We start from the raw sequence: 21,949 nt of genomic DNA, 5'->3' as shown, positions 1-21,949 counted from the left end.
TGGCCTAAAGTATCGGCAGCAAACAAGAAAGTGTCTGGCTGTCTGGAGTGCTGCATGACCCCTGCATTGGATTTACTGAAAAAGGTTCGCGCCGAACATCGCGTCCACAGTTACGAGCACGACCCCAAAGCCGCTTCCTATGGCCTGGAAGCGGCAGAAAAGCTCGATCTGGCCCCCGCTCAGGTGTTCAAGACGCTGCTGGCCAGCACCGAAAAAGGCGAGTTGCTGGTGGCCGTAGTTCCCGTCGTGGGCTCGCTGGATTTAAAAGCCCTGGCCCACGCCGCAGGCGCCAAGAAGGCTGAAATGGCTGACCCGACGGCTGCCCAACGGGCCACCGGCTACCTACTGGGCGGAATCAGCCCGCTGGGGCAGAAGAAAAGGCTGCGTACTTTCATCGATGAGTCCGCTCAGCCCTTCGCGACGATTTTTGTTAGTGCAGGTCGGCGCGGGCTGGAAGTCGAACTGCCCGCCGATGTCCTTGCGCAACACACCAGTGCGACCTTTGCCCGGATAGGCCGGGAATGATTCGTAGGGCTTGTCAGAAATGCCTGACCCTTTCATGCGGTGAAACTGACCGCAGACCCGCTGCGCCCGAACGGGGTTGCCGCGCCTATTCACTCGGGGATGCCTTCCATGCAGCTTGAATTCCATCAGGTCGACGCCTTCACCGACCGCGCCTTCGCAGGCAACCCGGCGATGGTCTACCGCCTCGACGCCTGGCTTTCCGATCAACTGATGCAGCAAATTGCTGCAGAGCACAACTTGTCGGAGACCGCGTTTCTGGTCCGTGAACCCCCGGGCTGGCATATCCGCTGGTTTACCCCGACCCATGAAGTACCGCTGTGCGGGCACGCGACCCTGGCCAGCGCGTTTGTGCTGTTCGAGAAGTACGCCGAAAAGGCCGAAGTCATCCACTTCACTGGCAAATCCGGGCCGTTGAGTGTGAGCCGTGAAAACAGCCGGCTGGTCCTGAACTTCCCCTCGATGCCGCCCGCCGAGCAAGGCGTGACGGTGGAAATCGAGCGTGCCCTCGGCCTGGAAGTGGTCGACGTGCTGAGCGCTGCGGAATTGCTCGTGGTGCTGGAGTCCGAGCAGGCTGTTCGCGATTGCAAGCCCGATTTCGCCGCCATCGCGCGTTTGCCGTGGCCTGGTGTGATCGTGACCGCCAAAGGCGACGGCGAACGCTACGATTTTGTCTCGCGCTATTTTGCGCCGGGCATCGGCATCAATGAAGACCCGGTCACGGGCTCTACGCACTGCAGCCTGATTCCCTACTGGTCGGCCCGGCTCAACAAATTCAGCCTGACGGGTTATCAGGCGTCGGCGCGGGGAGGGGAGCTGTTCTGCCGGCTGGAAGGTGAACGCGTGAAGATCGGCGGGCACGCGACGCTGGTGGCCAGCGGCGCGTTGATACTGAGCTAGTGGATATTCGCCCGAAAGCACCTGACCGGGAATGACAGGCCGTCAGACCGCCACGTCCCGATGCACGGGAACGCTCCGATGCACCGGCACGCTGCCGGACGTTGGAAACAGTACCAGATGCTCGGCCGAGACTTCGAAGCCGACCTGGTCCCCGGCGCGCAGATCCACGTGGCTGGGGAACAACGCTTCCAGCTGTGTACCGGTCGACAACTGCAGGCGATACAGGGTCGCCGCGCCCTGAAACGTCAGGCTCGCAACGCGGGCCTTGATCGGGCTGTCGGGCGCATAAATGATGTCATCAGGGCGCAGCAGCACCTCCATCGGCGTCCCCTTCGCGCCGGGGTAGGCTCGATTGCCCCGCAGAACCCCCAACTCGGTCTGCACCGATTCGGCATCGATCAGTTGTCCGCGAATGAAATACCCCTGACCGACGAAACTGGCGACATACGGCGTCGCCGGCTCGTGATAGAGGTTGTAGGGCGTATCCCACTGCTCCAGCCGACCGTCCTTGAACACGCCGACGTGATCGCTTACGGCAAAGGCTTCTTCCTGGTCGTGGGTGACCAGAATCGCGCTGGTGCCACGGGCTTTGAGGATGTCGCGCACTTCGTGGCTCAGGCGTCGGCGCAGCTCACCATCCAGATTTGAGAACGGTTCATCGAGCAGCAACAACTGCGGCTCGGGGGCGAGCGCACGGGCCAGCGCCACACGTTGCTGCTGTCCACCGGAAAGCTCATGGGGATGCCGGGTGCCCAGCGCGCCGAGATTGACGAGCTCCAACATCTCCTGAACCACCTGCTTCTGGCGCGGATGGTTGCGGATGCCGAAGGCAATGTTGTCGGCGACCGTGAGGTGCGGGAACAGGGCGTAGTCCTGAAAGACCATGCCGATCCGGCGCTTCTCCGGGGCCAGGGTAAACCCGGCCCGTGAAATGACTTCGCCTGCCAGCGTGATCTCGCCCTCGTGCACCGGCTCGAAACCGGCGATGGCTCGCAGGGTAGTGGTTTTGCCGCAGCCGGACGAACCCAGCAGGCAACCGATGTCGCCTGCATTCAGGTGCAAATTGAGCTTTTGCACCACCCGTTGGCCCTGATAACCACAGGCCAAGTTATGCAGGGTCAGCAGCAGGGGCTGACTCATGGGGTGGTCAAGGCCGGGGCGACGAGGAATTCGAGCAGGGCTTTCTGCGCATGCAGCCGGTTCTCCGCCTGATCCCACGCCACCGAACGCGGGTCATCCAGCAAGTCTTCGCTGATTTCTTCGCCACGATGCGCCGGCAGGCAGTGCATGAAAATCACGTCGTCAGCCGCGCGGTCGAGCATCGCGCGAGTGACCTGGAACGGCTTGAACAGGGCCAGACGCCTGGCGGCTTCTTCTTCCTGGCCCATGGACGTCCACACATCGGTGGAGACCAGATGCGCACCTTTTACCGCTTCTTGGGGATCACGGGTCAAGGTCACGCGATCGCCCGCCAGGGCCAGGTAATGCGCACTGGGTTCGTAGCCTTCCGGGCAGGCGACCCGCAAATTAAAGTCGAACTGAATGGCTGCTTCTATATAGCTGTTGCACATGTTGTTGCCATCGCCGATCCATGCAACGGTCTTGCCCTGAATGGAGCCGCGGTGCTCAAGGAACGTTTGCATGTCGGCCAGCAGTTGGCAGGGATGAAGGTCATCGGAGAGGCCGTTGATCACCGGCACGCGGGAATGGGCGGCGAACTCGGTGAGGTTGCTGTGGGCGAACGTACGAATCATCACGGCGTCGACCATCCGCGACATGACCCGCGCGCCATCGGCAATCGGCTCGCCACGGCCCAGCTGGGTGTCCCGGGGGGAGAGAAAGATCGCCTGGCCGCCGAGCTGGATCATCCCGGCTTCGAACGAAACACGTGTCCGTGTCGAGGATTTTTCGAAGATCATCGCCAGGATGCGGCCCTTCAATGGCTCGAAGAGCACGCCTCGATTTCGCAGATCTTTCAGCTCAATGCCGCGACGAATCACCCCGACCAGCTCAGCGGGGGTGTAGTCCATCATCGAGAGAAAGTGCCTTGCGCTCATCATTAACTACCTTGTCTGCAACAGACCGCAGATCCTCAAAGCCGGGTTTTTCTGAAAAACGGGCGAGACCTGCGGCGAAAGCCGCACGGGGCGACGAATAGGGAAGGCGCGAGGGTATAAGAAAATGTCGCCTGATGCCAAGGGCCGCCGTGACGGAAAATCCTCGTCGGACGTTCGGTAGCCTGAAAGCGGCGCTCACAGGACGCTTTTCATGTAACGAAGTGCTACAGTCATGTTTCTGCGCAGGCCATTCGCCATCGCATTAGTCCCGATAAGGCTGGCCGCTTGTGACGCCTTTTGGCGTCTCGCAACTGCTGTCTGATCTGTAACAGTCGCAAACCACTGTGCAGCCTTATGCGACATGCTTCACGCCGCGGAAACCCGGACGTTTCTTAAACCATCGGCGTGGGTTATAAAGGCCGCTTATGTCCTCCAGAAGAGGTGGGGAATGGATTCAAAAGAGCAACAACTGACGGAACTGCTCGGGCTGACCGCTCGAACCCTTACGCACCTCACGGCGTCCATGACGTCGATGTCGTTCGAGCTGATGCGCAGCGAAGACGAGGTCACGCGCTCTGCGGGACGCCGGATGATCGATCGTATGGCAACCATCAGCGCCGGACTCGACGAACACTGGCGGCTGATCGGCGAACTCACCGGCATTCAGGTGTCTCAAGAGCAGATCGAAACGGTTCATGAAGTGCAGATGCAGCGCAAGGTGGTCACGCCCATCGGTGGCTCTGCTTCCTGAGCAACGTTCCTTCTATCAGGTGAGCTATCGGCTCGCCTGATGCCGCCCGATTCACGGCACTGACATTTCTGGCGCATCACCCACCCAAGTCCCATAGTTTTGTACCCGCGATCAGGTTGATCGCCCTATAAAAACTTGAGGCTGGCGATGACCAAGACTCTCCACCACCGTGCCTGTCACCTGTGCGAGGCGATTTGCGGCCTCACCCTCGAAACCACCCTGCAGGACGATGCCACCCTCCTGATCACCTCGATCAAGGGCGATGCGCAGGACACGTTCAGTCGCGGGCATATCTGTCCCAAAGCCGTCGCGCTGCAGGATATCCAGAACGACCCCGATCGCCTTCGCCAGCCCATGCAGCGCATTGGCAACGACTGGCAGCCGATCGAGTGGCGGGATGCGTTTGACCTGGTCGCAGAGCGCCTGGCCGATATTCAGGCGCGTCACGGGCAGAACGCGGTGGCGGTGTATCAAGGCAATCCCAGCGTGCATAACTATGGGCTGATGACCCACAGCAATTATTTTCTCGGGCTGCTGAAAACCCGTAACCGCTATTCCGCAACGTCCGTGGACCAACTGCCGCACCACCTGACGAGTCATTTGATGTACGGCCACGGCCTGCTGCTGCCCATCGCCGACATTGACCACACCGATTTCATGCTCATCCTCGGCGGCAATCCACTGGCGTCCAACGGCAGCATCATGACCGTGCCGGATGTCGAGAAGCGTCTGAAAGCGATTCAGGCCCGCGGCGGTAAAGTCGTGGTGGTCGATCCGCGCCGCAGCGAGACCGCCGCCATTGCTGATCAGCACCTGTTCATCCGTCCCGGGGGCGATGCGGCGTTGCTGTTCGGCTTGCTGCACACCCTGTTTGAGGAAGGCCTGACCCGCGAAAGCCATCTTGCCGTTGATGGCCTGGAGGACGTTCGCGCGGCAGTCAGCCAGATGAACGCTGACGCCATGAGTCCTCGATGCGGGGTGCCTGCAGAGCAAATCAGGCAGCTCGCGCGGGACTTTGCCGCTGCCAAAAGCGGCGTGTGTTACGGGCGTATGGGTATTTCCACCCAGGCGTTCGGGACGCTATGCCACTGGCTGGTGCAGCTGATCAATCTGGTCACCGGCAATCTTGACCGTGCAGGCGGTGCGCTGTGTACCGAGCCCGCGCTGGATCTGGTGGCTTCGACCTCTGGAGGCAGCTTCAATCGCTGGCACAGCCGCGTCTCGCAACTGCCGGAGTACGGCGGCGAGCTGCCGGTTTCTGCGCTGGCCGAGGAAATGCTGACCTCGGGGGAGGGGCAGATCAAGGCGCTGATTACGGTCGCGGGCAACCCGGTACTGTCGACGCCCAACGGCCGTCAGCTTGACACCGCGCTCGAGGGGCTGGAGTTCATGGTCAGCGTCGACTTGTACATCAACGAAACCACGCGGCACGCAGACCTGATCCTGCCGTCGACCTCCGCGCTGGAAAACGACCACTACGACACCACGTTCAATATGTTCGCCGTGCGCAACGTCACCCGTTTCAACCGCGCGATCCTCGCCAAACCCGAGGGCGCGCTGCACGACTGGGAAATCTTTGTCTGCCTCGCCCAGGCGTTTGCGCTGAAAACCGGCCGCGACCTCAAACCGACGATGCCGCCGGCGCAGATGGTCGATCGCGGTTTGCGTGCCGGGTTGTACGGTGATGCCTCCCCGCTGAAGCTGTCGCTGGAGACGCTGGCGCAGTATCCCCACGGTCTGGACCTCGGGCCGCTCAAGCCCAACCTCGCTGCGCGCCTCAAGACTGCGAACCAGCGCGTGCAGGCCGCGCCGCCAGTTATTCTGGCAGACTTGGCCCGTTTTGCCGCGCAGCCCGAGGCTCAGGCCGATGGCCTCATGCTCATCGGCAGGCGCCATGTGCGCAGCAATAATTCGTGGATGCACAACTTCCATCGCCTGGTGAAGGGCAAGCCGCGCCATCAGTTGTTGATGCACCCCGACGACTTGCTCAGCCGAGGGTTGATTGACGGTCAGCGGGTCAGGGTCAGCTCGCGGGTCGGCGTAATCGAGGTCGAAGTCATGGGCAGCGCCGACATGATGCGCGGGGTTGTCAGCCTGCCCCATGGCTGGGGCCACGGTCGTCCGGGCGTGAAAATGGACATTGCGACGGCCCAGCCCGGTGAGAGCGCGAATGACCTGACTGACGAGCGGGCGCTGGACGGGATTTCCGGGAACGCAGTGTTGAACGGGGTGCCGGTTACGGTTGCGGCGGCATAACGGTCATTGGGGCGTTCAAGGCCAAGACCGAGCGTTATGCTCGGGAATCGTTTAGAATGCGCCACCGTGTCGACACATACAGTCGTAAAGTTTAGCCGAGGTGCTCCATGGATATTATCGAAACGATTAAAGACCAGATTGCCAACAACACCGTTCTGCTTTACATGAAAGGCGCTCCGAACGCCCCGCAGTGCGGCTTCTCGGCCAAGGCTTCTCAGGCACTGATGGCGTGTGGCGAAAAGTTCGCGTACGTCGATATCCTGCAGAACCCGGAAATCCGTGCCAACCTGCCGAAGTACGCCAACTGGCCGACTTTCCCGCAGCTGTGGGTCGGTGGTGAGCTGGTCGGCGGTAGCGACATCATCACTGAAATGCAGGCTGACGGTTCCCTGCAGGAACTGGTGAAAGCCGCTGTTGCGAAAAACGCCACTGCCTGATTTTCGGCAGTCGTAAAAAAGCCCCGCTCTCTGCCGAGACGCGGGGCTTTTTATTTGGGCGGTGCTGGGGGCTGGAATCAGCCCTCTTCGCCCATCTGCGATTGCAGGTAGTTCTCGATGCCGACCTTGTCGATCAGGCCCAGCTGGGTTTCCAGCCAGTCGATGTGCTCTTCTTCCGATTCCAGAATGTCTTCCAGCATCTCGCGGCTGCCGAAGTCACCCACGGTTTCGCAGTGCGCGATCGCGGCTTTAAGGTCGGCGTGGCCCTTGCGCTCGATGCGCAGGTCACACTCGAGCATTTCCTTGGTGTGTTCACCGATCAGGATCTTGCCCAGGTCCTGGAGGTTCGGGAGGCCTTCCAGAAACAGGATGCGCTTGATCAGTTTGTCAGCGTGTTTCATCTCGTCGATGGATTCGTGGTACTCGTGTTTGCCCAACTTGTTCAGGCCCCAGTCCTCATACATGCGCGCATGCAGGAAGTATTGATTGATCGCGACCAGCTCGTTACCGAGGATCTTGTTGAGATGCTGGATGACTGTGATGTCGCCTTTCATGATCGGGTCCTGTCGAAGGTATAGGTAATACAGGCGGCAAGTCTGAGCCCCCTCTATAACTCTGTCAAACCTAAGTTATTGAATAATAAGTGAAAATAAATAGTAATAAGAATGTTTGTGTTCCGCATCTTGTTGCTAAGCGATTGAATTAAAGGCATAAAAAAACCGGACACTGTCCGGTTTTGTTTGAAAGCGGTTATTCAGGCCGCTGAAAATTCTGCGGGATAGGCGAGGGCGGCATGGCTGGTTTGCAGCTCGGTGAGGGTTTCACGCACCACTTCCTTCGCCAGGCAGGCACATTTCCCACACTTGCTGGCGACCCCCAGGGTCTCGCGGACGTCACGATAGCTGCAGCATCCTTCCATGATTGCTTCACGGATTTGTCCGTCGGTAACACCTTGGCAGAGGCAGACATACATATAAGAAACCGTCGCTGAGTGATTGGCTCAATGCGAGGGATACTAATGTTAATGAGAATGCTTGTCAAAACTACTCAGGCTTGTTGGCGTGGCTACCGATGAGTGGTCAGCTGAGTTCCAATGCTCGTTCTGAGTGCGCAGTGAGGCCAATATAGGTTCTGCCTAACGGCAGAACGTTTCGCCTTCGGCGAGTTACTTGGAAAAGCACCCCAAGTAACCAAGGGTGCTTGCTCTCGGTTGGGCCCGACTTCGTCGGGTTCCTTCACTCCGGTCTCGCTCCGTGGGCCCGCGCCGAACGGACATCCATGTCCTGACGGCGCTCTCGCCGCATCCATGCGGCTCGACCCACTGCGCGAAACCTGCGTTCAGCCTGCACCCAAGTCGCGTTCTGCGGTGACTGAGCCTTTTGTATGAGAAGATCAAAAGCGCTTTTAAAGCAGATCAAGAGCTTCCCGACTGAAGCCAATCCCACGGGTTGTACGCGACGTGCTTTTTAGTGGGACCGGCTTTAGCCGGGAAGGGGCCAGTCGGGACGCTGAACGTCGTTTGATCGTTCCCGCGCTCTGCGTGGGCATGCATCCTGTGACGCTCCGCGTCACCTGTAGCCGGTGCCGCTGAATGCACGTGCTGCTTTTAGTGGGGCCGGCTTCAGCCGGGAAGGGGCCCCTCCGGGCACTGACGGAGTTTGAGCCGATCACTGCCTCTCGATTTCCACCCCATAAAAAAACCGGCCACTTGGGCCGGTTCATTCATTGCGCAGCGACATCGACTCAGTCGTTGAAGTCGTGCCAGCCGCCCATTTCTTTCCAGCGGTTGACGATGCCGCAGAACAGCTCGGCGGTTTTCTCGGTGTCGTAACGGGCCGAATGGGCCTCGCGACCGTCGAAATCAATGTCCGCCGACTGGCAGGCTTTGGCCAAAACAGTCTGACCGTACGCCAGGCCCGCCAGCGTAGCGGTGTCGAAGCTGGAGAACGGGTGAAACGGGTTACGTTTCATGTCCAGTCGCGCAACCGCTGCGTTGAGAAAGCCGAGGTCGAAGCTGGCATTGTGACCGACCAGAATGGCGCGCTTGCAGCCGTTGGCCTTCAGTGCCTTGCGGATGCCGCGGAAGATGTCCGTCAGCGCCGTTTCTTCACTCACGGCCATGCGCAGCGGATGATCCAGCTTGATGCCGGTGAACTCCAGCGCCGCCGCTTCGACATTGGCGCCTTCGAAGGGCTCAACACGGAAGAAATACGTGTGGTCCGGAAAGACAAAGCCTTTCTCGTCCATGCCAATCGTCGTCGCTGCGATTTCCAGCAACGCATCGGTGGCGCAGTTGAATCCGCCTGTTTCTACGTCAACGACCACAGGCAGGTAACCGCGAAAACGGGCAGCCATCGGGTGCCGGGACCCTGTACCGCCACCGGAGCCTTCTTGCTCGTCTTCATAATGTTCTTCACTCACGCGTGTTGCTCCAGCAGACGCCAGCGCAGTTTTTCACCGGCGCGCAGCGGGATGACAGAAAGCTCGCCAAACGGCAGGCTGGCCGGGGCCGTCCACTCGTCACGAACCAGGGTAATAGTGTCGGTGTTGGTCGGCAGGCCATAGAACGCCGGGCCGTGCAGACTGGCGAAACCTTCCAGTTTGTCCAGCGCGTTGCGTGATTCGAATGCCTCGGCGTAAAGCTCGATGGCGGCAAACGCGGTATAGCAGCCGGCGCAACCGCACGCCGCTTCTTTCGCGTGCTGCGCATGGGGCGCGGAGTCCGTGCCGAGGAAGAACTTGCTGTTGCCGCTGGTGGCGGCATCCAGCAGGGCGACCTGGTGGGTATTGCGCTTGAGAATCGGCAGGCAATAGAAGTGAGGGCGAATGCCGCCCACCAGCATATGGTTGCGGTTGTACAGCAAATGGTGGGCAGTGATGGTTGCGCCCACATTGGCCGACGCTTCACTGACGAACTGCACGGCATCCGCGGTAGTGATGTGTTCGAACACCACTTTCAGCGTCGGAAAACGCTCGACGACACGACGCATGTGCTCGTCGATAAAAATCTTTTCGCGGTCGAATACGTCGATGTCGCCGCGGGTCACTTCGCCGTGGATGAGCAGCGGCAGGCCTACCTCGGCCATCGCCTCGAGTACCGGGAATATCTTGTCGACGCTGGTCACGCCCGAATCGGAATTAGTAGTGGCGCCTGCCGGGTACAACTTGGCGGCGTAGACGAAACCACTGGCCTTCGCGGCGCGAATTTCTTCGGGCTGCGTCAGGTCGGTGAGGTAGAGCACCATCAGCGGCTCGAAACGGCTGCCTTGCGGGCGCGCGGCGAGGATGCGCTGACGATAGGCGTCTGCTTGCTCTGCGTTGCGTACCGGCGGCACGAGGTTCGGCATGATGATCGCGCGGCCAAAAGTGCGCGCTACGTCGGCGACGGTGTGGGGCAAAACAGCGCCATCTCGAAGATGGATGTGCCAGTCGTCGGGGCGCAGGAGGGTCAGGCGTTCGGACATTGGGGATTCCAGGCGGGTCAAACTCGCTGGGAATGCTACCGGAAAAGACTCCTCCAGGCACTCGCTATCAAGTTTTGCGGGAAGTTACCGATAGCCACGTGTAAGTCATAAATCTTGTTACACGTGAATTTAGTGGAGCCTCCCGTGCGCCAGCGATATCTAGCCCTGCTCAGCGCGTTTGCCAGCCTGCCGGCCATGGCGCTCACTTTCCAGACGCGTCTGGAGAATATTGAGTGGAAGGTGGAAGGCGATCAGTTCGAATGCAGACTGACTCAACCTATCGCCGATTTCGGTGCGGGCGAGTTCGTGCGGCGCGCGGGCGAACAGCCGACGTTTCGCTTGAAAGCAAATGGCTACAGTCTGGCATCCGGGTCGGCCATGTTGATTGCCGCCGCGGCGCCGTGGCAGCCGGGGCGCAGCGATCTCAATCTTGGCGCGGTAAAAGTCAGCAGCGGCGAGATTCCTTTCAATACCAATCAGGCCCAGGCCACGCGATTGATCGCGGGCCTGATGGAAGGGCGCAGTCCGGTGATTCGTCACTCACTGCGCGATGGCGGGGGCGCCATGGAAGTCCGCCTGCTGCCGGTCAAATTCAGCAAGGCCTACGGCGATTTTCAAGTGTGTACGGCGAAGCTGTTGCCGATGAATTTCGAACAGGTGCGGCAATCCGAGATCGGCTTCCCCGGCGGCGGCATCGAGTTGGATGCGTCCGCCAAGCGCAAGCTGGACACCGTGCTGGCTTATATGAAGGCCGATCCGACGGTCAATCACGTCGAACTGGACGGTCACTCCGATAACAGCGGCAACCGGTTGACCAACCGTGATCTGTCGCGGCGCCGTGCGCTGTCGGTCATGGACTACCTTAAAGCCCAGGGCATCCCGGAAGAACAGATCACCCTGCGCTTCCACGGCGAGCAGTACCCGCTGGCGCCTAACACCAACAACGCCAACCGCGCGCGCAACCGCCGAGTGAACATCCACCTGGAGCGTGTGGCGCAGCAGACTCCAGCCGTGCCGCCGGCTGCTGCACCTGCTCCGATACCAGCCCCGGTGCCTGCGCCTGCCGCAGCCCCAACCCCTGGCGCTGCGCCTGTTACAGCGGCAAGTGCGGCCCCCACCAAGGCCTCTTGACCAAGGGCGGTAAAGTCGTCTGACTGACAGAATCTGTCGCTTTGCCGTCAGAAGCTGTCGCGACACTGTAAATTCCCGCGCGTGATCGGTAGACTCGTCGGTTTTCCGTACAACGCGTTGGAGTGATGGCATGGCGGACGTAAACAAGGTAGTTCTCGCGTATTCCGGTGGCCTGGATACTTCGGTAATCCTCAAGTGGCTGCAAGATACGTACAACTGCGAGGTGGTGACCTTCACCGCTGACCTGGGTCAGGGCGAAGAAGTCGAGCCAGCACGCGCCAAGGCGCAAGCCATGGGCGTCAAGGAAATCTACATCGACGACCTGCGCGAAGAATTCGTGCGTGATTTCGTGTTCCCGATGTTCCGCGCCAACACCGTCTACGAAGGCGAGTACCTGCTGGGTACTTCCATCGCGCGTCCCCTGATCGCCAAACGACTGATCGAAATCGCCAACGAAACTGGCGCTGACGCCATTTCTCACGGCGCCACCGGCAAAGGCAACGACCAGGTTCGCTTCGAACTGGGTGCTTATGCGCTCAAGCCTGGTGTGAAAGTCATTGCGCCATGGCGTGAGTGGGACCTGCTGTCCCGCGAGAAGCTGATGGACTACGCCGAGAAGCACGCCATCCCGATCGAGCGTCACGGCAAGAAAAAATCCCCGTACTCCATGGACGCCAACCTGCTGCACATCTCCTATGAAGGCGGCGTGCTGGAAGACACCTGGACCGAGCACGAAGAAGACATGTGGCGGTGGACAGTGTCGCCGGAAAACGCGCCGGACAAGCCGCAGTACCTGGAGCTGACCTACCGCAACGGCGACATCGTGGCGCTGGACGGCGTTGAGATGACTCCGGCCACCGTACTCGCCACCTTGAACCGCATTGGCGGCGAGCACGGCATCGGTCGTCTGGACATCGTCGAAAACCGCTACGTCGGTATGAAATCCCGCGGCTGCTACGAGACCCCGGGCGGCACTATCATGCTGCGTGGTCACCGTGCGATCGAATCGATCACCCTGGACCGCGAAGTCGCTCACCTGAAAGACGAGCTGATGCCCAAGTACGCCAGCCTGATCTACACCGGTTACTGGTGGAGCCCTGAGCGTCTGATGCTGCAGCAAATGATCGATGCGTCGCAGGCCCACGTGAATGGCGTCGTGCGCTTGAAGCTTTATAAGGGCAATGTAATCGTGACCGGTCGCAAGTCCGACGAGTCGCTGTTCGATGCCAACATCGCGACGTTCGAAGAAGACGGCGGCGCGTACAACCAGGCAGACGCTGCGGGCTTCATCAAGCTCAACGCGCTGCGCATGCGTATTGCGGCGAACAAGGGCCGCAAGTTGTTCTGATCGCTGTCGTGACTGGAGTGCAGCCCTTGTTTCGGGGCTGCACTCATTAAGCGTCCACCCGTGTGCTGTTGGTGGTTCACCTGCAAACCTTCCTGATCCCACTTCGGCCGATTATTTGCCGCGCTTACGGACGGTGAAATACGCGCTTTCGCTTTCTATTATTCCTGAGTCATGTTGGTAAATCGGTCTCGTCGTCGATGATTTTCTCAGCCATTTCCCCCTGGGAAGTTGTTCGAAACTCAAAACGGTAGGCTTTGCCGATGTCCCAGATATCGCGTATCCCGACGCCCAATAGTTGAGCGATTTCCGGAACGGTATAGCCCAAAGCCGAGTAATGCATGGCATGTCCGGCAGTAGCATCGTTTATCGTGGCGGGCTCTCTTTGCCGAGACGTACGTGACCGGCGAACAGGTTGGCAATAGCGGATCTTCAGGCCGTTCTCGCTCGCCAGGCGCTTGATGTCCTTCTGGTTCATGCGCAGCGAGTATTGCAACGCGGCAACCCCGGCTCCCTTCGCCACAAGCCCTTTGAGCAGATCGACCTTTGTGCACAGTTCAGCCTCCGGGTCGGCCTCCCGGGTTTGTCTGGATGCCTCGCTCTCCCGTGACTCACCTTCTGCGATGACGTTGATCACGCCGCCCTGGGAAACGTACCGCTCAACCGCCTCCGCCAGTTTGATAGGGTCACTGCTTGCGCCAATGGAGTATTTTATTTTCTTGGTCATGGTAGGTTCCTTTGAACATATCAACTAAACAGCCTTTACCGCCGGGACGTTCATGCTTAACAGCGTTTAAATACTGAATGGCTTATTCATGCCGATGAGTGGCCTGCGCCCGGTCTGCTGCCTAATGAAGCATCAGTCTTTATATGCGCAATAATTTTATATCGTGATAAATGCCACTAATTAACGGCGGGTAGAACCATTCGCTCATCAAAAAGTAACGACTGGTAATAGATTTGGCAAGTAAAAATCTTAAAAATCTCTGGTTTGCTTTTTAAGCGCTTAACGCAATTTTCTCGGCGGTAATAATAATCCGTTAGTTATGTAGTATTTTTCTGGAATGACTTGAGGGTGCTGGAAGTTGTGGGCTGAATAGTATTACGTGAGAGGCGGGGCAGCCCCCCTTGTTCCAAAGGCGTGGTGTAATGCAATCGCTGTTTGTTGGGTGGTACTGATCCGGCGGCGGTTAAGTGGCGTAGCTTTTTCCCATTCCTGATCCCGTGAGCACGGAGTGAAGGGTTGAAAGTTAATCCTGGTTGTTCGGAAATTTCTGAAAGCGCCGTAGGTCCTTTCGAGCTTTTAATATGTAATCAAACTCGTCAAGCGCCCGTCTGTCATTTAACCAAGTGTGTGCGTTCGCCCAGCCTATTCATGGCCTGCAATATTTTATGATTTTTGTTTGCTGGCAGCTCGGACAGATGGGCATATGCTGAGGCCATAACGCTCAAGGTGAGGAGTTGTAAGCCATGGGCCCCAGGCAAAATGTTAAAGAGGTACCTGTTATCGCAAGCGTCACGGTAAGCCATGGGTTTGCGCCTGTTCAAACCGGGCGGCGGTGCCAGCAGGTCGTCGATCGACCTTAGGACAACTCGACGCATCAACCGCCATTTATATAGCCATAAATGCTCATCGAACTCAGGTTTCAAAAATTATCACTTGCGGTCTTGGACATTATGCGGTCACGTACCGAGACTGTATTGACCATCGTTAAAAATAGTGCGGATAGGGCAGGTTTTGTAGGATTTTTCTGTTGGTTGAGTGAGAAAGGTCTTTGCCTGCTGATCTGCAGGGAGGAGCGCCATGCAAAGCACTAAACGACTAAGCTATTGTGCGGGCTCTGAAAATTCGAACAGCGAAGAATGGACTGCTCATGAATAAAGTGTTGATCGTGGATGATCACCCTGTCATTAGGCTCGCCGTGCGCATGTTGATGGAACGCCATGGCTACGAAGTCATTGCCGAGACGGACAACGGCGTGGATGCGTTACAACTGGCGCGGGAGCACCTGCCGGACATTGTCATTCTGGACATCGGTATCCCCAAGCTCGACGGTCTGGAGGTCATCGCCCGATTGTCGGCCATGACGCTGGCCTTCAAAGTGTTGATCCTGACCTCTCAAGCGCCAGGGCATTTTTCAATGCGCTGCATGCAGGCAGGTGCGGCGGGGTATGTCTGCAAGCAGCAGGATCTGACCGAATTGCTCAGCGCCATCAAGGCCGTGTTGTCCGGTTACAGTTACTTCCCCAACCAAGCCCTGCACACGGTGCGCTCCAGTCTCGGCAATGCCAGCGAGGCGGAGATGGTGGATCGCTTGTCGGGAAGGGAAATGATGGTGTTGCAGCAGTTGGCCCGTGGCAAGACCAACAAGGAGATTGCCGACGGCATGTTTCTAAGCAACAAGACCGTCAGCACCTACAAGACGCGTCTGTTGCTCAAGCTCAATGCGCATTCGCTGGTGGACCTCATCGAGCTCGCGCAACGTAACGGGCTGGTTTGATGGCCGTGGAACTTCGTTGGATGAAGGTGCGTTATCAGCTTGATTTTTTTTGCCCAGCCTCTCTGCAGGAGAGGCCTTCAGGCAAGCGTGGCGAGAAACAGTCAGAAATCGAAATCGTAGTCTGCAAGCTGCCTCTGCAACCGACGCTCTTCCAGCAGGTTATCGATGGTGCGGCGCTTGCTCAGATTGGTCTTGGCGGTCTCTACCGGTACGGCTGGGACTTCCTCCGGCTCTTCGATCACGAAGTCGTCGTCGACTTCGATGGTGTCTTTTTCATCGCTCATGATGCAGCCTCAGGCGTGAACAGTCGTTGGCGCCTCTTATAGCGACAAACCTCGCTTGGGTAAAAAAGATTTTTTTAATCGATCAAAGCCCGGAGACGCTATCGTTCAATCGTCAGAGGTCTTGGCCTTGTACTCGCAAAGGTCCTCGATTCTGCAACTGCCACACCTGGGCTTGCGTGCAACGCACACATAACGGCCGTGAAGGATCAGCCAGTGGTGCGCATCCATGAGGTAATCCCTGGGCACGAATTTCATCAGCTTGGTTTCAACTTCCACTACATTCTTCCCAGGCGCAATGCCGGTGCGGTTGCTGACCCGGAAGATATGCGTGTCGACCGCCATTGCCAATTGGCGAAACGCTGTGTTCAGGACGACGTTGGCGGTCTTGCGGCCTACGCCGGGCAGTGCTTCAAGGGCCTCTCGGTTTTGCGGCACTTCCCCTCCGTGCCGTTCAATCAGCAGACGGCACGTTTCGATCACGTTTCGCGCCTTGCTGTTGTAAAGGCCAATGGTCCTGATATATGCAGACAAACCCTCGACACCCAACGCGTAAATCGCCTGAGGCGTATTGGCGACCGGGTAGAGACGCGCCGTAGCCTTGTTGACGCTGACGTCGGTGGCTTGCGCCGAGAGAATCACGGCGATCAGGAGCTCGAATGGCGTGGTGTAGGCCAGTTCCGTTTTTGGATCGGGATTGTCTTCGTGCAGGCGACGAAAGATCTCAAGGCGTTTGACGGCGTTCATGGGGTAGGCGTTTCCTGAGAAGACGGTGCCGAGAGCGCCAGTTCCTGCAACTGAGCGAGCGCGTGCTCTGCCTCGTCGAGGCCGCGCTGCAACTGCACGAGTTGTGCGGCTTGTTCGGCAATCGGCGGGTGGCCAAAGGCTTTCAGCGACTTCAGCAATTGGGCTCTGCTCATCGCGACTTGGGCGCGGGCCCGTTTCAACGCCGCGTCACTGCCATTGGAAGGGCTGGAACGAAGCCGCGCCAGTGCGGCCTGCGCCGGGTCTGGCTGGATAACAGTAGGGGTGGCAGATCGCAACTGGCGAGCCTGGCGCTCGACCTGACGTCGCTGTTCATCGCGCTGCAGGCGAGCCGAGCGCGCGTCAAAGCGTTGCCGTGCCCGAGCGCGTTTGACGGCTCTGACTAGTTGTTGCGCCTCATCCATCGCGCAATCACCAATAAACGGCACCGAGGTCGTCGGCAGCGGCAGCATGTCGATGCAGTCGACCGGACAGGGCGCAACGCACAGGTCGCATCCGGTGCATTCTTCAATGATGACGGTGTGCATCAGTTTGGCAGCGCCGACGATCGCGTCCACTGGACAGGCCTGGATGCATTTGGTGCAACCGATACACTCGGCCTCTCGAATAAACGCAACCTGCGCTGGCGCGCTGCCTCTGTCGATGTCAAGTTGCAGGACCGGCACGTTCAGCAGTCGAGCCAGTGCCGCGATGGTCTCGTCGCCACCGGGTGGACACTTATTGATGGCTTCGCCGCTCGCAATGCCTTCGGCGTAGGGCTGGCAGCCTGGATGGCCGCACTTTCCGCATTGGGTTTGCGGCAGCAGGGCGTCGATGCGCTGAATCAGGCTCATGCTTGGACCAGATCGACGACCCGGGCGGGCCGTCGATAACGTGCAGAATGTGACGGTTGGGGTCGGGTTACTTGATGCGCTGACCGGGGATGGCGCCGCTGTCAGGGCTCAGCAGGTAAATCTCTTCACCGCCAGGACCTGCGGCCATCACCATGCCTTCGGAAATACCAAAACGCATTTTGCGCGGCTTCAGGTTGGCGATCATCATGGTCAATCGACCCTCCAGCTCCGCCGGGTTCGGGTAGGCGCTCTTGATGCCGGAGAAGACGTTGCGCTTCTCGTCGCCGATGTCCAGCGTCAGGCGTAGCAGCTTGTCGGCGCCTTCAACGTGCTCGGCTTTCTCGATCAGCGCGACCCGCAGGTCAATCGCCGCGAAGGCGTCGAAGTCGATCTCAGGGGAGAGCGGGTCTTTCGTCAGCTCACCATTGCCCTGCGGCGCCGCGCCTGTGTCGGTGGCGCTGGCGGCGAGGTCTTCTTTCGAGGCGTCGGTCATGGCTTCCACTTTAACGGGGTCGATGCGGGTCATCAGCGGCTGGAACGGGTTGAGCTGATGATTGCTCAACAGCGTCTGGTGATCATTCCAGGTCAATGGCGGGACGTTGAGAAACTGCTCGGCGTCTGCGGCCAGGTTCGGCAGCACAGGCTTGAGAAAGATCACCAACTGGCGGAACAGATTGATGCCCAGGGCGCAGATCGCCTGAACCTCGTCTTGTTTACCTTCCTGCTTGGCCAGCGACCAGGGCGCCTTGTCGGCGATCCAGGCATTGGCGCGGTCCGCCAGCGCCATGATTTCGCGCATCGCACGGGCAAAGTCACGCGCCTCGTAGGCATCGGCAATGCTTGGCGCTGCAGCATGAAAAGCGTCGGTCAATTCGGGCTCGGCATTGCCGGCCACCAGCAACCCTGCGTTGCCTTTCTGAATGAACCCCGCGCAACGGCTGGCGATGTTTACCACCTTGCCGATCAGGTCAGAGTTAACCTTCTGCACAAAGTCTTCAAGGTTCAGGTCGAGATCGTCGACGCCACGGCCCAGTTTGGCCGCGTAGTAGTAACGCAGGTATTCCGGCGACAGGTGCTCAAGGTACGTGCGTGCCTTGATGAAGGTGCCGCGGGATTTCGACATCTTCTGGCCGTTGACGGTCAGGTAGCCGTGCACGTTGATGCCTGTAGGCTTACGGAATCCCGAACCTTCGAGCATGGCCGGCCAGAACAGCGCATGGAAGTTGACGATGTCTTTGCCGATGAAGTGGTAAAGCTCGGTGGTCGAGTCCTTGCGCCAGAACGCATCGAAGTCCAGTTCCGGACGGCGCGCACAGAGGTTCTTGAAGCTCGCCATGTAGCCGATGGGAGCATCCAGCCACACGTAGAAATATTTGCCCGGCTCGTCTGGGATTTCGAAGCCAAAATACGGCGCATCGCGGGAGATGTCCCACTGCTGCAGCCCGGAATCGAGCCATTCGGCAATTTTGTTCGCCACGGCGTCCTGCAGCGTGCCGCTTCGCGTCCAGCTTTTGAGCATGGCGTCGAACGCGGGCAGGTCGAAGAAGAAATGCTTGGAGTCCCGAAGCACCGGCGTAGCACCGGAAATCGCCGACTTCGGATCTTTCAGATCAGTCGGGGCGTAGGTCGCGCCGCACTTTTCGCAGTTGTCGCCGTACTGATCCTCGGTACCGCATTTCGGGCAGGTGCCTTTGATGAAGCGGTCGGCCAGGAACATCTTCTTTTCCGGGTCGAAATATTGCGTCACGGAGCGCGTGGCTATGTGGCCGGCGTCGCGAAGGCGTTTGTAGATCTCGCTCGACAGCTCACGGTTTTCTTCGGCATGGGTCGAGTGGAAGTTGTCGAAATCCACCAGGAAGTCAGCGAAGTCGGCACTGTGCTCGGCCTGCACGTTGGCGATCAACTGCTCGGGCGTAATGCCTTCTTTCTCGGCGCGCAGCATGATGGCCGAGCCATGGGCGTCATCCGCGCACACGTAAATGCACTGATTGCCGCGGTGCTTTTGAAAGCGCACCCACATGTCGGTCTGGATGTACTCGAGCATGTGGCCAAGGTGAATGGAACCATTGGCATAGGGCAGGGCGCTGGTGACGAGAATCTTGCGTGGCTCGGACATTGGGCTCGGCTACTTGAAGTGAAACGGAGGTCGGCCACTATAAAGGCCTGAGCGTTTTTTTTCATCCCGCGCTGCATGTCGGAATCTGCCGATGTGCTTGAAAGGAAACGTCGTTGCGTTCTTTATCGGGCATACAAGGTAGGATGGCCGCCTGTTTTAGTTAGTCTTTATAGGGAGTCACCCATGAGCGCTGTCAATCGCGCAACGGTGGAAGCCGTCCTTCGCCAGTACACCGATCCTTACATGAATCAGGACCCGGTCAGCGCCGGGTGTGTCCGCGCCATCGAGATCAACGGCGACCGCGTGAGTGTCCACCTGGAACTGGGCTACGCAGCCGCGCTGTTCAAGAACGGCTGGGCGCAGATGCTGCAGATGGCGATTGAAGGACTGGATGGCGTCGCATCGGCCAGCGTCCAGATCACGTCCGTGATTCACTCTCACAAAGCCCTCGGCCAGATCCCCGGCCTGGCCAACGTGAAGAACATCGTGGCCGTTGCGTCGGGCAAGGGTGGCGTCGGTAAATCCACGACGGCGGCGAACCTGGCGTTGGCGCTTTCCCGAGAAGGCGCGCGGGTGGGCATTCTTGATGCCGATATCTACGGCCCGAGCCAGGGCGTCATGTTCGGCATTGCCGAAGGCACCCGTCCGAAGATCAAGGACCAGAAGTGGTTCGTGCCGATCGAGGCCCATGGCATCGAAGTGATGTCCATGGCTTTTCTGACCGACGACAACACACCGATGGTCTGGAGAGGACCTATGGTGTCGGGTGCGCTGCTGCAACTGGTGACCCAGACCGCCTGGAATGATCTGGATTATCTGGTCATCGACATGCCGCCCGGCACTGGAGATATCCAGCTGACCCTCGCGCAGAAGGTCCCGGTTGCTGGCGCAGTCATTGTTACAACCCCGCAGGACCTCGCGTTGCTGGACGCGAAGAAAGGCGTGGAGATGTTCCGCAAGGTCAACATCCCGGTGCTGGGTGTCGTTGAGAACATGGCCGTGCACATCTGCTCGAACTGCGGGCACGCCGAGCACCTGTTTGGCGAAGGTGGAGGGGAGAAGTTGGCCACGCAGTATGGCGTTGAGCTCTTGGCCTCGCTGCCGTTGTCCATGCTGATTCGCGAGCAGGCCGATGGCGGCAAGCCGACGGCGATTGCCGAGCCCGAGAGTCAGATTGCGATGGTGTATCAGGAGCTGGCGCGTCATGTCGGCGCGCGTATCGTGTTGCAGGAAGCTGCGTCTGCGCAGATGCCGAACATCTCTGTGAGCGACGACTGATCCGCTGAGGCGGAAAGCTGGAGGCGCGATGTGCCGGACGATCGGCATGTCGCGTTAGCAAGAGGCGAGGTAGGGGGGCAGAGGGGATGTGCAGCAGTCGCCTTTCTGCAGGCATAAAAAAACCCCGCTTTTAAGGGCGGGGTCTTTTAAGCGAATCAGGACAAGTTAGATAACTTGAACTTCTTCAGCTTGCATGCCTTTCTGACCGCGGGTAGCGATGAAAGAGACCTGTTGGCCTTCTTTCAGGCTTTTGAAGCCGTCAGATTGGATAGCTTTGAAGTGAACGAACAGGTCGTCACCGGATTGTGGAGTGATGAAGCCGAAGCCTTTTTCATCGTTGAACCACTTAACGGTACCAGTTTGGCGATTAGACATGGTGTATCTCCTTGGACAAAGTTAACTGCGACTCAGGAAGTGCCCTGGCCGAGACTGAGTGCAAAGAGCAGGAAAAATTCTTGGAGATGGTTGGATCGAAATTCAACATCGTGTAGATATTCTCAGTGACACAAGCAACACAGTGGAGCCACCTTACCCCTTTTTCTCGGATGTGCAAAGGGGCTGCTTACGATTTTTTCTTGAGGTGGCTCAACGCCTTTAATGCGCCGGGTGCGCAATCTTTGAACCCGGGGCGTTCGACCGGTAAGATGCCGGACATCTTTTTCACCTCGCTATTCAGGACACCGCCATGAGCATCAAATCGGACAAGTGGATTCGCCGCATGGCGCAGGAACACGGCATGATCGAGCCGTTCGTGGAGCGTCAGGTGCGCGGCGAAGGCGCTGATCGAGTGATCTCTTTCGGCGTCTCCAGCTATGGCTACGACGTGCGTTGCGCGGACGAATTCAAGGTCTTCACCAACATCAATTCGGCCACTGTGGACCCGAAAAACTTCGATGAAAAAAGTTTTGTCGACGTTAAAAGCGATGTCTGCATCATCCCGCCGAACTCGTTTGCACTGGCGCGCACCGTCGAATATTTCCGCATCCCGCGCAACGTGCTGACCATCTGTCTGGGCAAGAGCACCTACGCCCGCTGCGGCATCATCGTCAACGTGACGCCGCTTGAGCCTGAATGGGAAGGCCACGTGACGCTGGAATTCTCCAACACCACCACGTTGCCGGCGAAAATCTACGCCAACGAAGGCGTCGCACAGATGCTGTTTCTGGAATCCGACGAAGAGTGCGAAGTGTCCTACAAGGACCGTGGTGGCAAGTACCAAGGCCAACGCGGCGTGACGCTGCCCCGTACGTAATCACGCCATTTGTCAGCCACTCACTGAATTTGTCTCGAAATCCGCACTCTACTGACTGAA

General features: G+C 58.7%; 22 protein-coding genes. 10 read left to right on the top strand and 12 right to left on the bottom strand.

Annotated elements, in window-relative coordinates; translation table 11 throughout:
* Positions 1-54: 54 nt before the first annotated feature.
* Both ybaK and AC0Z8Z_RS00895 read left to right on the top strand, forming a co-directional pair.
* Positions 55-525: a Cys-tRNA(Pro) deacylase gene (gene ybaK, locus AC0Z8Z_RS00900; RefSeq protein ID WP_172609435.1), complete on the top strand. Its 471-nt coding sequence runs from the start codon at positions 55-57 to the stop codon at positions 523-525.
* A 108-nt stretch (positions 526-633) separates the two neighbouring features.
* Positions 634-1,422 carry a PhzF family phenazine biosynthesis protein gene (locus AC0Z8Z_RS00895; RefSeq protein WP_485617423.1) on the top strand — a complete coding sequence of 263 codons (789 nt, stop codon included), beginning with the start codon at positions 634-636 and terminating at the stop codon, positions 1,420-1,422.
* A 42-nt stretch (positions 1,423-1,464) separates the two neighbouring features.
* Here AC0Z8Z_RS00895 and AC0Z8Z_RS00890 read toward each other — a convergent pair whose 3' ends face one another.
* Together AC0Z8Z_RS00890 and argF are read right to left on the bottom strand one after the other, a co-directional pair.
* Complete coding sequence (locus tag AC0Z8Z_RS00890; protein ID WP_485617421.1) at positions 1,465-2,562, bottom strand: ABC transporter ATP-binding protein; 1,098 nt, start codon at positions 2,560-2,562, stop codon at positions 1,465-1,467.
* Positions 2,559-3,479, bottom strand: coding sequence for an ornithine carbamoyltransferase (gene argF / locus AC0Z8Z_RS00885; protein ID WP_485617419.1), 921 nt, complete (start codon positions 3,477-3,479; stop codon positions 2,559-2,561). The genes AC0Z8Z_RS00890 and argF overlap by 4 nt, the downstream gene beginning before the upstream one ends.
* 448 nt (positions 3,480-3,927) lie before the next feature.
* On the opposite strand from argF, the gene AC0Z8Z_RS00880 reads away from it, so the two are divergent.
* The 3 genes from AC0Z8Z_RS00880 to grxD all read left to right on the top strand — a co-directional run bounded on the left by AC0Z8Z_RS00880 (position 3,928) and on the right by grxD (position 6,923).
* Complete coding sequence (locus AC0Z8Z_RS00880) at positions 3,928-4,230, top strand: hypothetical protein (RefSeq protein WP_065992547.1); 303 nt, start codon at positions 3,928-3,930, stop codon at positions 4,228-4,230.
* A gap of 147 nt (positions 4,231-4,377) precedes the next feature.
* The gene (locus AC0Z8Z_RS00875) at positions 4,378-6,486 is read left to right on the top strand and encodes a molybdopterin oxidoreductase family protein (protein ID WP_485617418.1); all 2,109 of its coding nucleotides are present in this window, start codon (positions 4,378-4,380) and stop codon (positions 6,484-6,486) included.
* 107 nt (positions 6,487-6,593) lie between these two features.
* Positions 6,594-6,923, top strand: coding sequence for a Grx4 family monothiol glutaredoxin (grxD, locus tag AC0Z8Z_RS00870; protein ID WP_122536106.1), 330 nt, complete (start codon positions 6,594-6,596; stop codon positions 6,921-6,923).
* Positions 6,924-7,000: 77 nt separating this feature from the next.
* Here grxD and bfr read toward each other — a convergent pair whose 3' ends face one another.
* The 4 genes from bfr to pyrC form a co-directional block, all read right to left on the bottom strand.
* Positions 7,001-7,477 carry a bacterioferritin gene (gene bfr, locus AC0Z8Z_RS00865; protein WP_037012292.1) on the bottom strand — a complete coding sequence of 159 codons (477 nt, stop codon included), beginning with the start codon at positions 7,475-7,477 and terminating at the stop codon, positions 7,001-7,003.
* 200 nt (positions 7,478-7,677) lie between these two features.
* A complete protein-coding gene (locus tag AC0Z8Z_RS00860; RefSeq protein WP_065992556.1) occupies positions 7,678-7,896 on the bottom strand; it encodes a bacterioferritin-associated ferredoxin in 219 nt (72 codons plus the stop codon).
* 770 nt (positions 7,897-8,666) lie between these two features.
* Positions 8,667-9,344 carry a ribonuclease T gene (gene rnt, locus AC0Z8Z_RS00855; RefSeq protein ID WP_122536107.1) on the bottom strand — a complete coding sequence of 226 codons (678 nt, stop codon included), beginning with the start codon at positions 9,342-9,344 and terminating at the stop codon, positions 8,667-8,669.
* On the bottom strand, positions 9,341-10,387 hold the full coding sequence (gene pyrC, locus AC0Z8Z_RS00850; RefSeq protein WP_485617416.1) for a dihydroorotase: 1,047 nt from the start codon (positions 10,385-10,387) through the stop codon (positions 9,341-9,343). The genes rnt and pyrC overlap by 4 nt, the downstream gene beginning before the upstream one ends.
* 144 nt (positions 10,388-10,531) lie before the next feature.
* On the opposite strand from pyrC, the gene AC0Z8Z_RS00845 reads away from it, so the two are divergent.
* Together AC0Z8Z_RS00845 and AC0Z8Z_RS00840 are read left to right on the top strand one after the other, a co-directional pair.
* Positions 10,532-11,518: a flagellar protein MotY gene (locus AC0Z8Z_RS00845; RefSeq protein ID WP_205486933.1), complete on the top strand. Its 987-nt coding sequence runs from the start codon at positions 10,532-10,534 to the stop codon at positions 11,516-11,518.
* 130 nt (positions 11,519-11,648) lie between these two features.
* On the top strand, positions 11,649-12,866 hold the full coding sequence (locus AC0Z8Z_RS00840) for an argininosuccinate synthase (RefSeq protein ID WP_065992560.1): 1,218 nt from the start codon (positions 11,649-11,651) through the stop codon (positions 12,864-12,866).
* A gap of 169 nt (positions 12,867-13,035) precedes the next feature.
* Here the strand turns inward: AC0Z8Z_RS00840 and AC0Z8Z_RS00835 are convergent, their stop codons facing one another.
* Positions 13,036-13,590, bottom strand: coding sequence for a hypothetical protein (locus AC0Z8Z_RS00835; protein WP_485617413.1), 555 nt, complete (start codon positions 13,588-13,590; stop codon positions 13,036-13,038).
* Positions 13,591-14,737: 1,147 nt separating this feature from the next.
* On the opposite strand from AC0Z8Z_RS00835, the gene AC0Z8Z_RS00830 reads away from it, so the two are divergent.
* Positions 14,738-15,364, top strand: a complete 627-nt coding sequence (locus AC0Z8Z_RS00830) for a response regulator transcription factor (protein WP_037012286.1) — start codon at positions 14,738-14,740, stop codon at positions 15,362-15,364.
* A gap of 101 nt (positions 15,365-15,465) precedes the next feature.
* On the opposite strand, the gene AC0Z8Z_RS00825 is transcribed toward AC0Z8Z_RS00830, so the two are convergent.
* From AC0Z8Z_RS00825 to metG, 4 genes are all read right to left on the bottom strand, one after another.
* Positions 15,466-15,648 carry a PA3496 family putative envelope integrity protein gene (locus AC0Z8Z_RS00825; RefSeq protein WP_172609428.1) on the bottom strand — a complete coding sequence of 61 codons (183 nt, stop codon included), beginning with the start codon at positions 15,646-15,648 and terminating at the stop codon, positions 15,466-15,468.
* A 105-nt stretch (positions 15,649-15,753) separates the two neighbouring features.
* Complete coding sequence (gene nth / locus AC0Z8Z_RS00820; protein WP_485617411.1) at positions 15,754-16,392, bottom strand: endonuclease III; 639 nt, start codon at positions 16,390-16,392, stop codon at positions 15,754-15,756.
* On the bottom strand, positions 16,389-17,243 hold the full coding sequence (gene rsxB, locus AC0Z8Z_RS00815) for an electron transport complex subunit RsxB (protein WP_485617410.1): 855 nt from the start codon (positions 17,241-17,243) through the stop codon (positions 16,389-16,391). The genes nth and rsxB overlap by 4 nt, the downstream gene beginning before the upstream one ends.
* A gap of 67 nt (positions 17,244-17,310) precedes the next feature.
* Entirely contained in the window at positions 17,311-19,359 is a 2,049-nt protein-coding gene (gene metG, locus AC0Z8Z_RS00810) for a methionine--tRNA ligase (protein WP_172609425.1), read from the bottom strand.
* A gap of 183 nt (positions 19,360-19,542) precedes the next feature.
* On the opposite strand from metG, the gene apbC reads away from it, so the two are divergent.
* On the top strand, positions 19,543-20,637 hold the full coding sequence (gene apbC, locus AC0Z8Z_RS00805; protein ID WP_485617409.1) for an iron-sulfur cluster carrier protein ApbC: 1,095 nt from the start codon (positions 19,543-19,545) through the stop codon (positions 20,635-20,637).
* A gap of 165 nt (positions 20,638-20,802) precedes the next feature.
* Here apbC and AC0Z8Z_RS00800 read toward each other — a convergent pair whose 3' ends face one another.
* Positions 20,803-21,012 carry a cold-shock protein gene (locus AC0Z8Z_RS00800; RefSeq protein ID WP_002554837.1) on the bottom strand — a complete coding sequence of 70 codons (210 nt, stop codon included), beginning with the start codon at positions 21,010-21,012 and terminating at the stop codon, positions 20,803-20,805.
* A 310-nt stretch (positions 21,013-21,322) separates the two neighbouring features.
* Between AC0Z8Z_RS00800 and dcd the strand changes: the two genes are divergently transcribed.
* Positions 21,323-21,889, top strand: a complete 567-nt coding sequence (dcd, locus tag AC0Z8Z_RS00795) for a dCTP deaminase (protein ID WP_074889011.1) — start codon at positions 21,323-21,325, stop codon at positions 21,887-21,889.
* The last annotated feature ends 60 nt before the right edge of the window (positions 21,890-21,949 follow it).

It is taken from the genome of Pseudomonas sp. 1L-C-7-B-C1, from assembly GCF_057291635.1.
The sequence above is the reverse complement of the archived record's forward strand: the minus strand, read 5'-3'. Positions and strand labels throughout refer to the sequence as shown.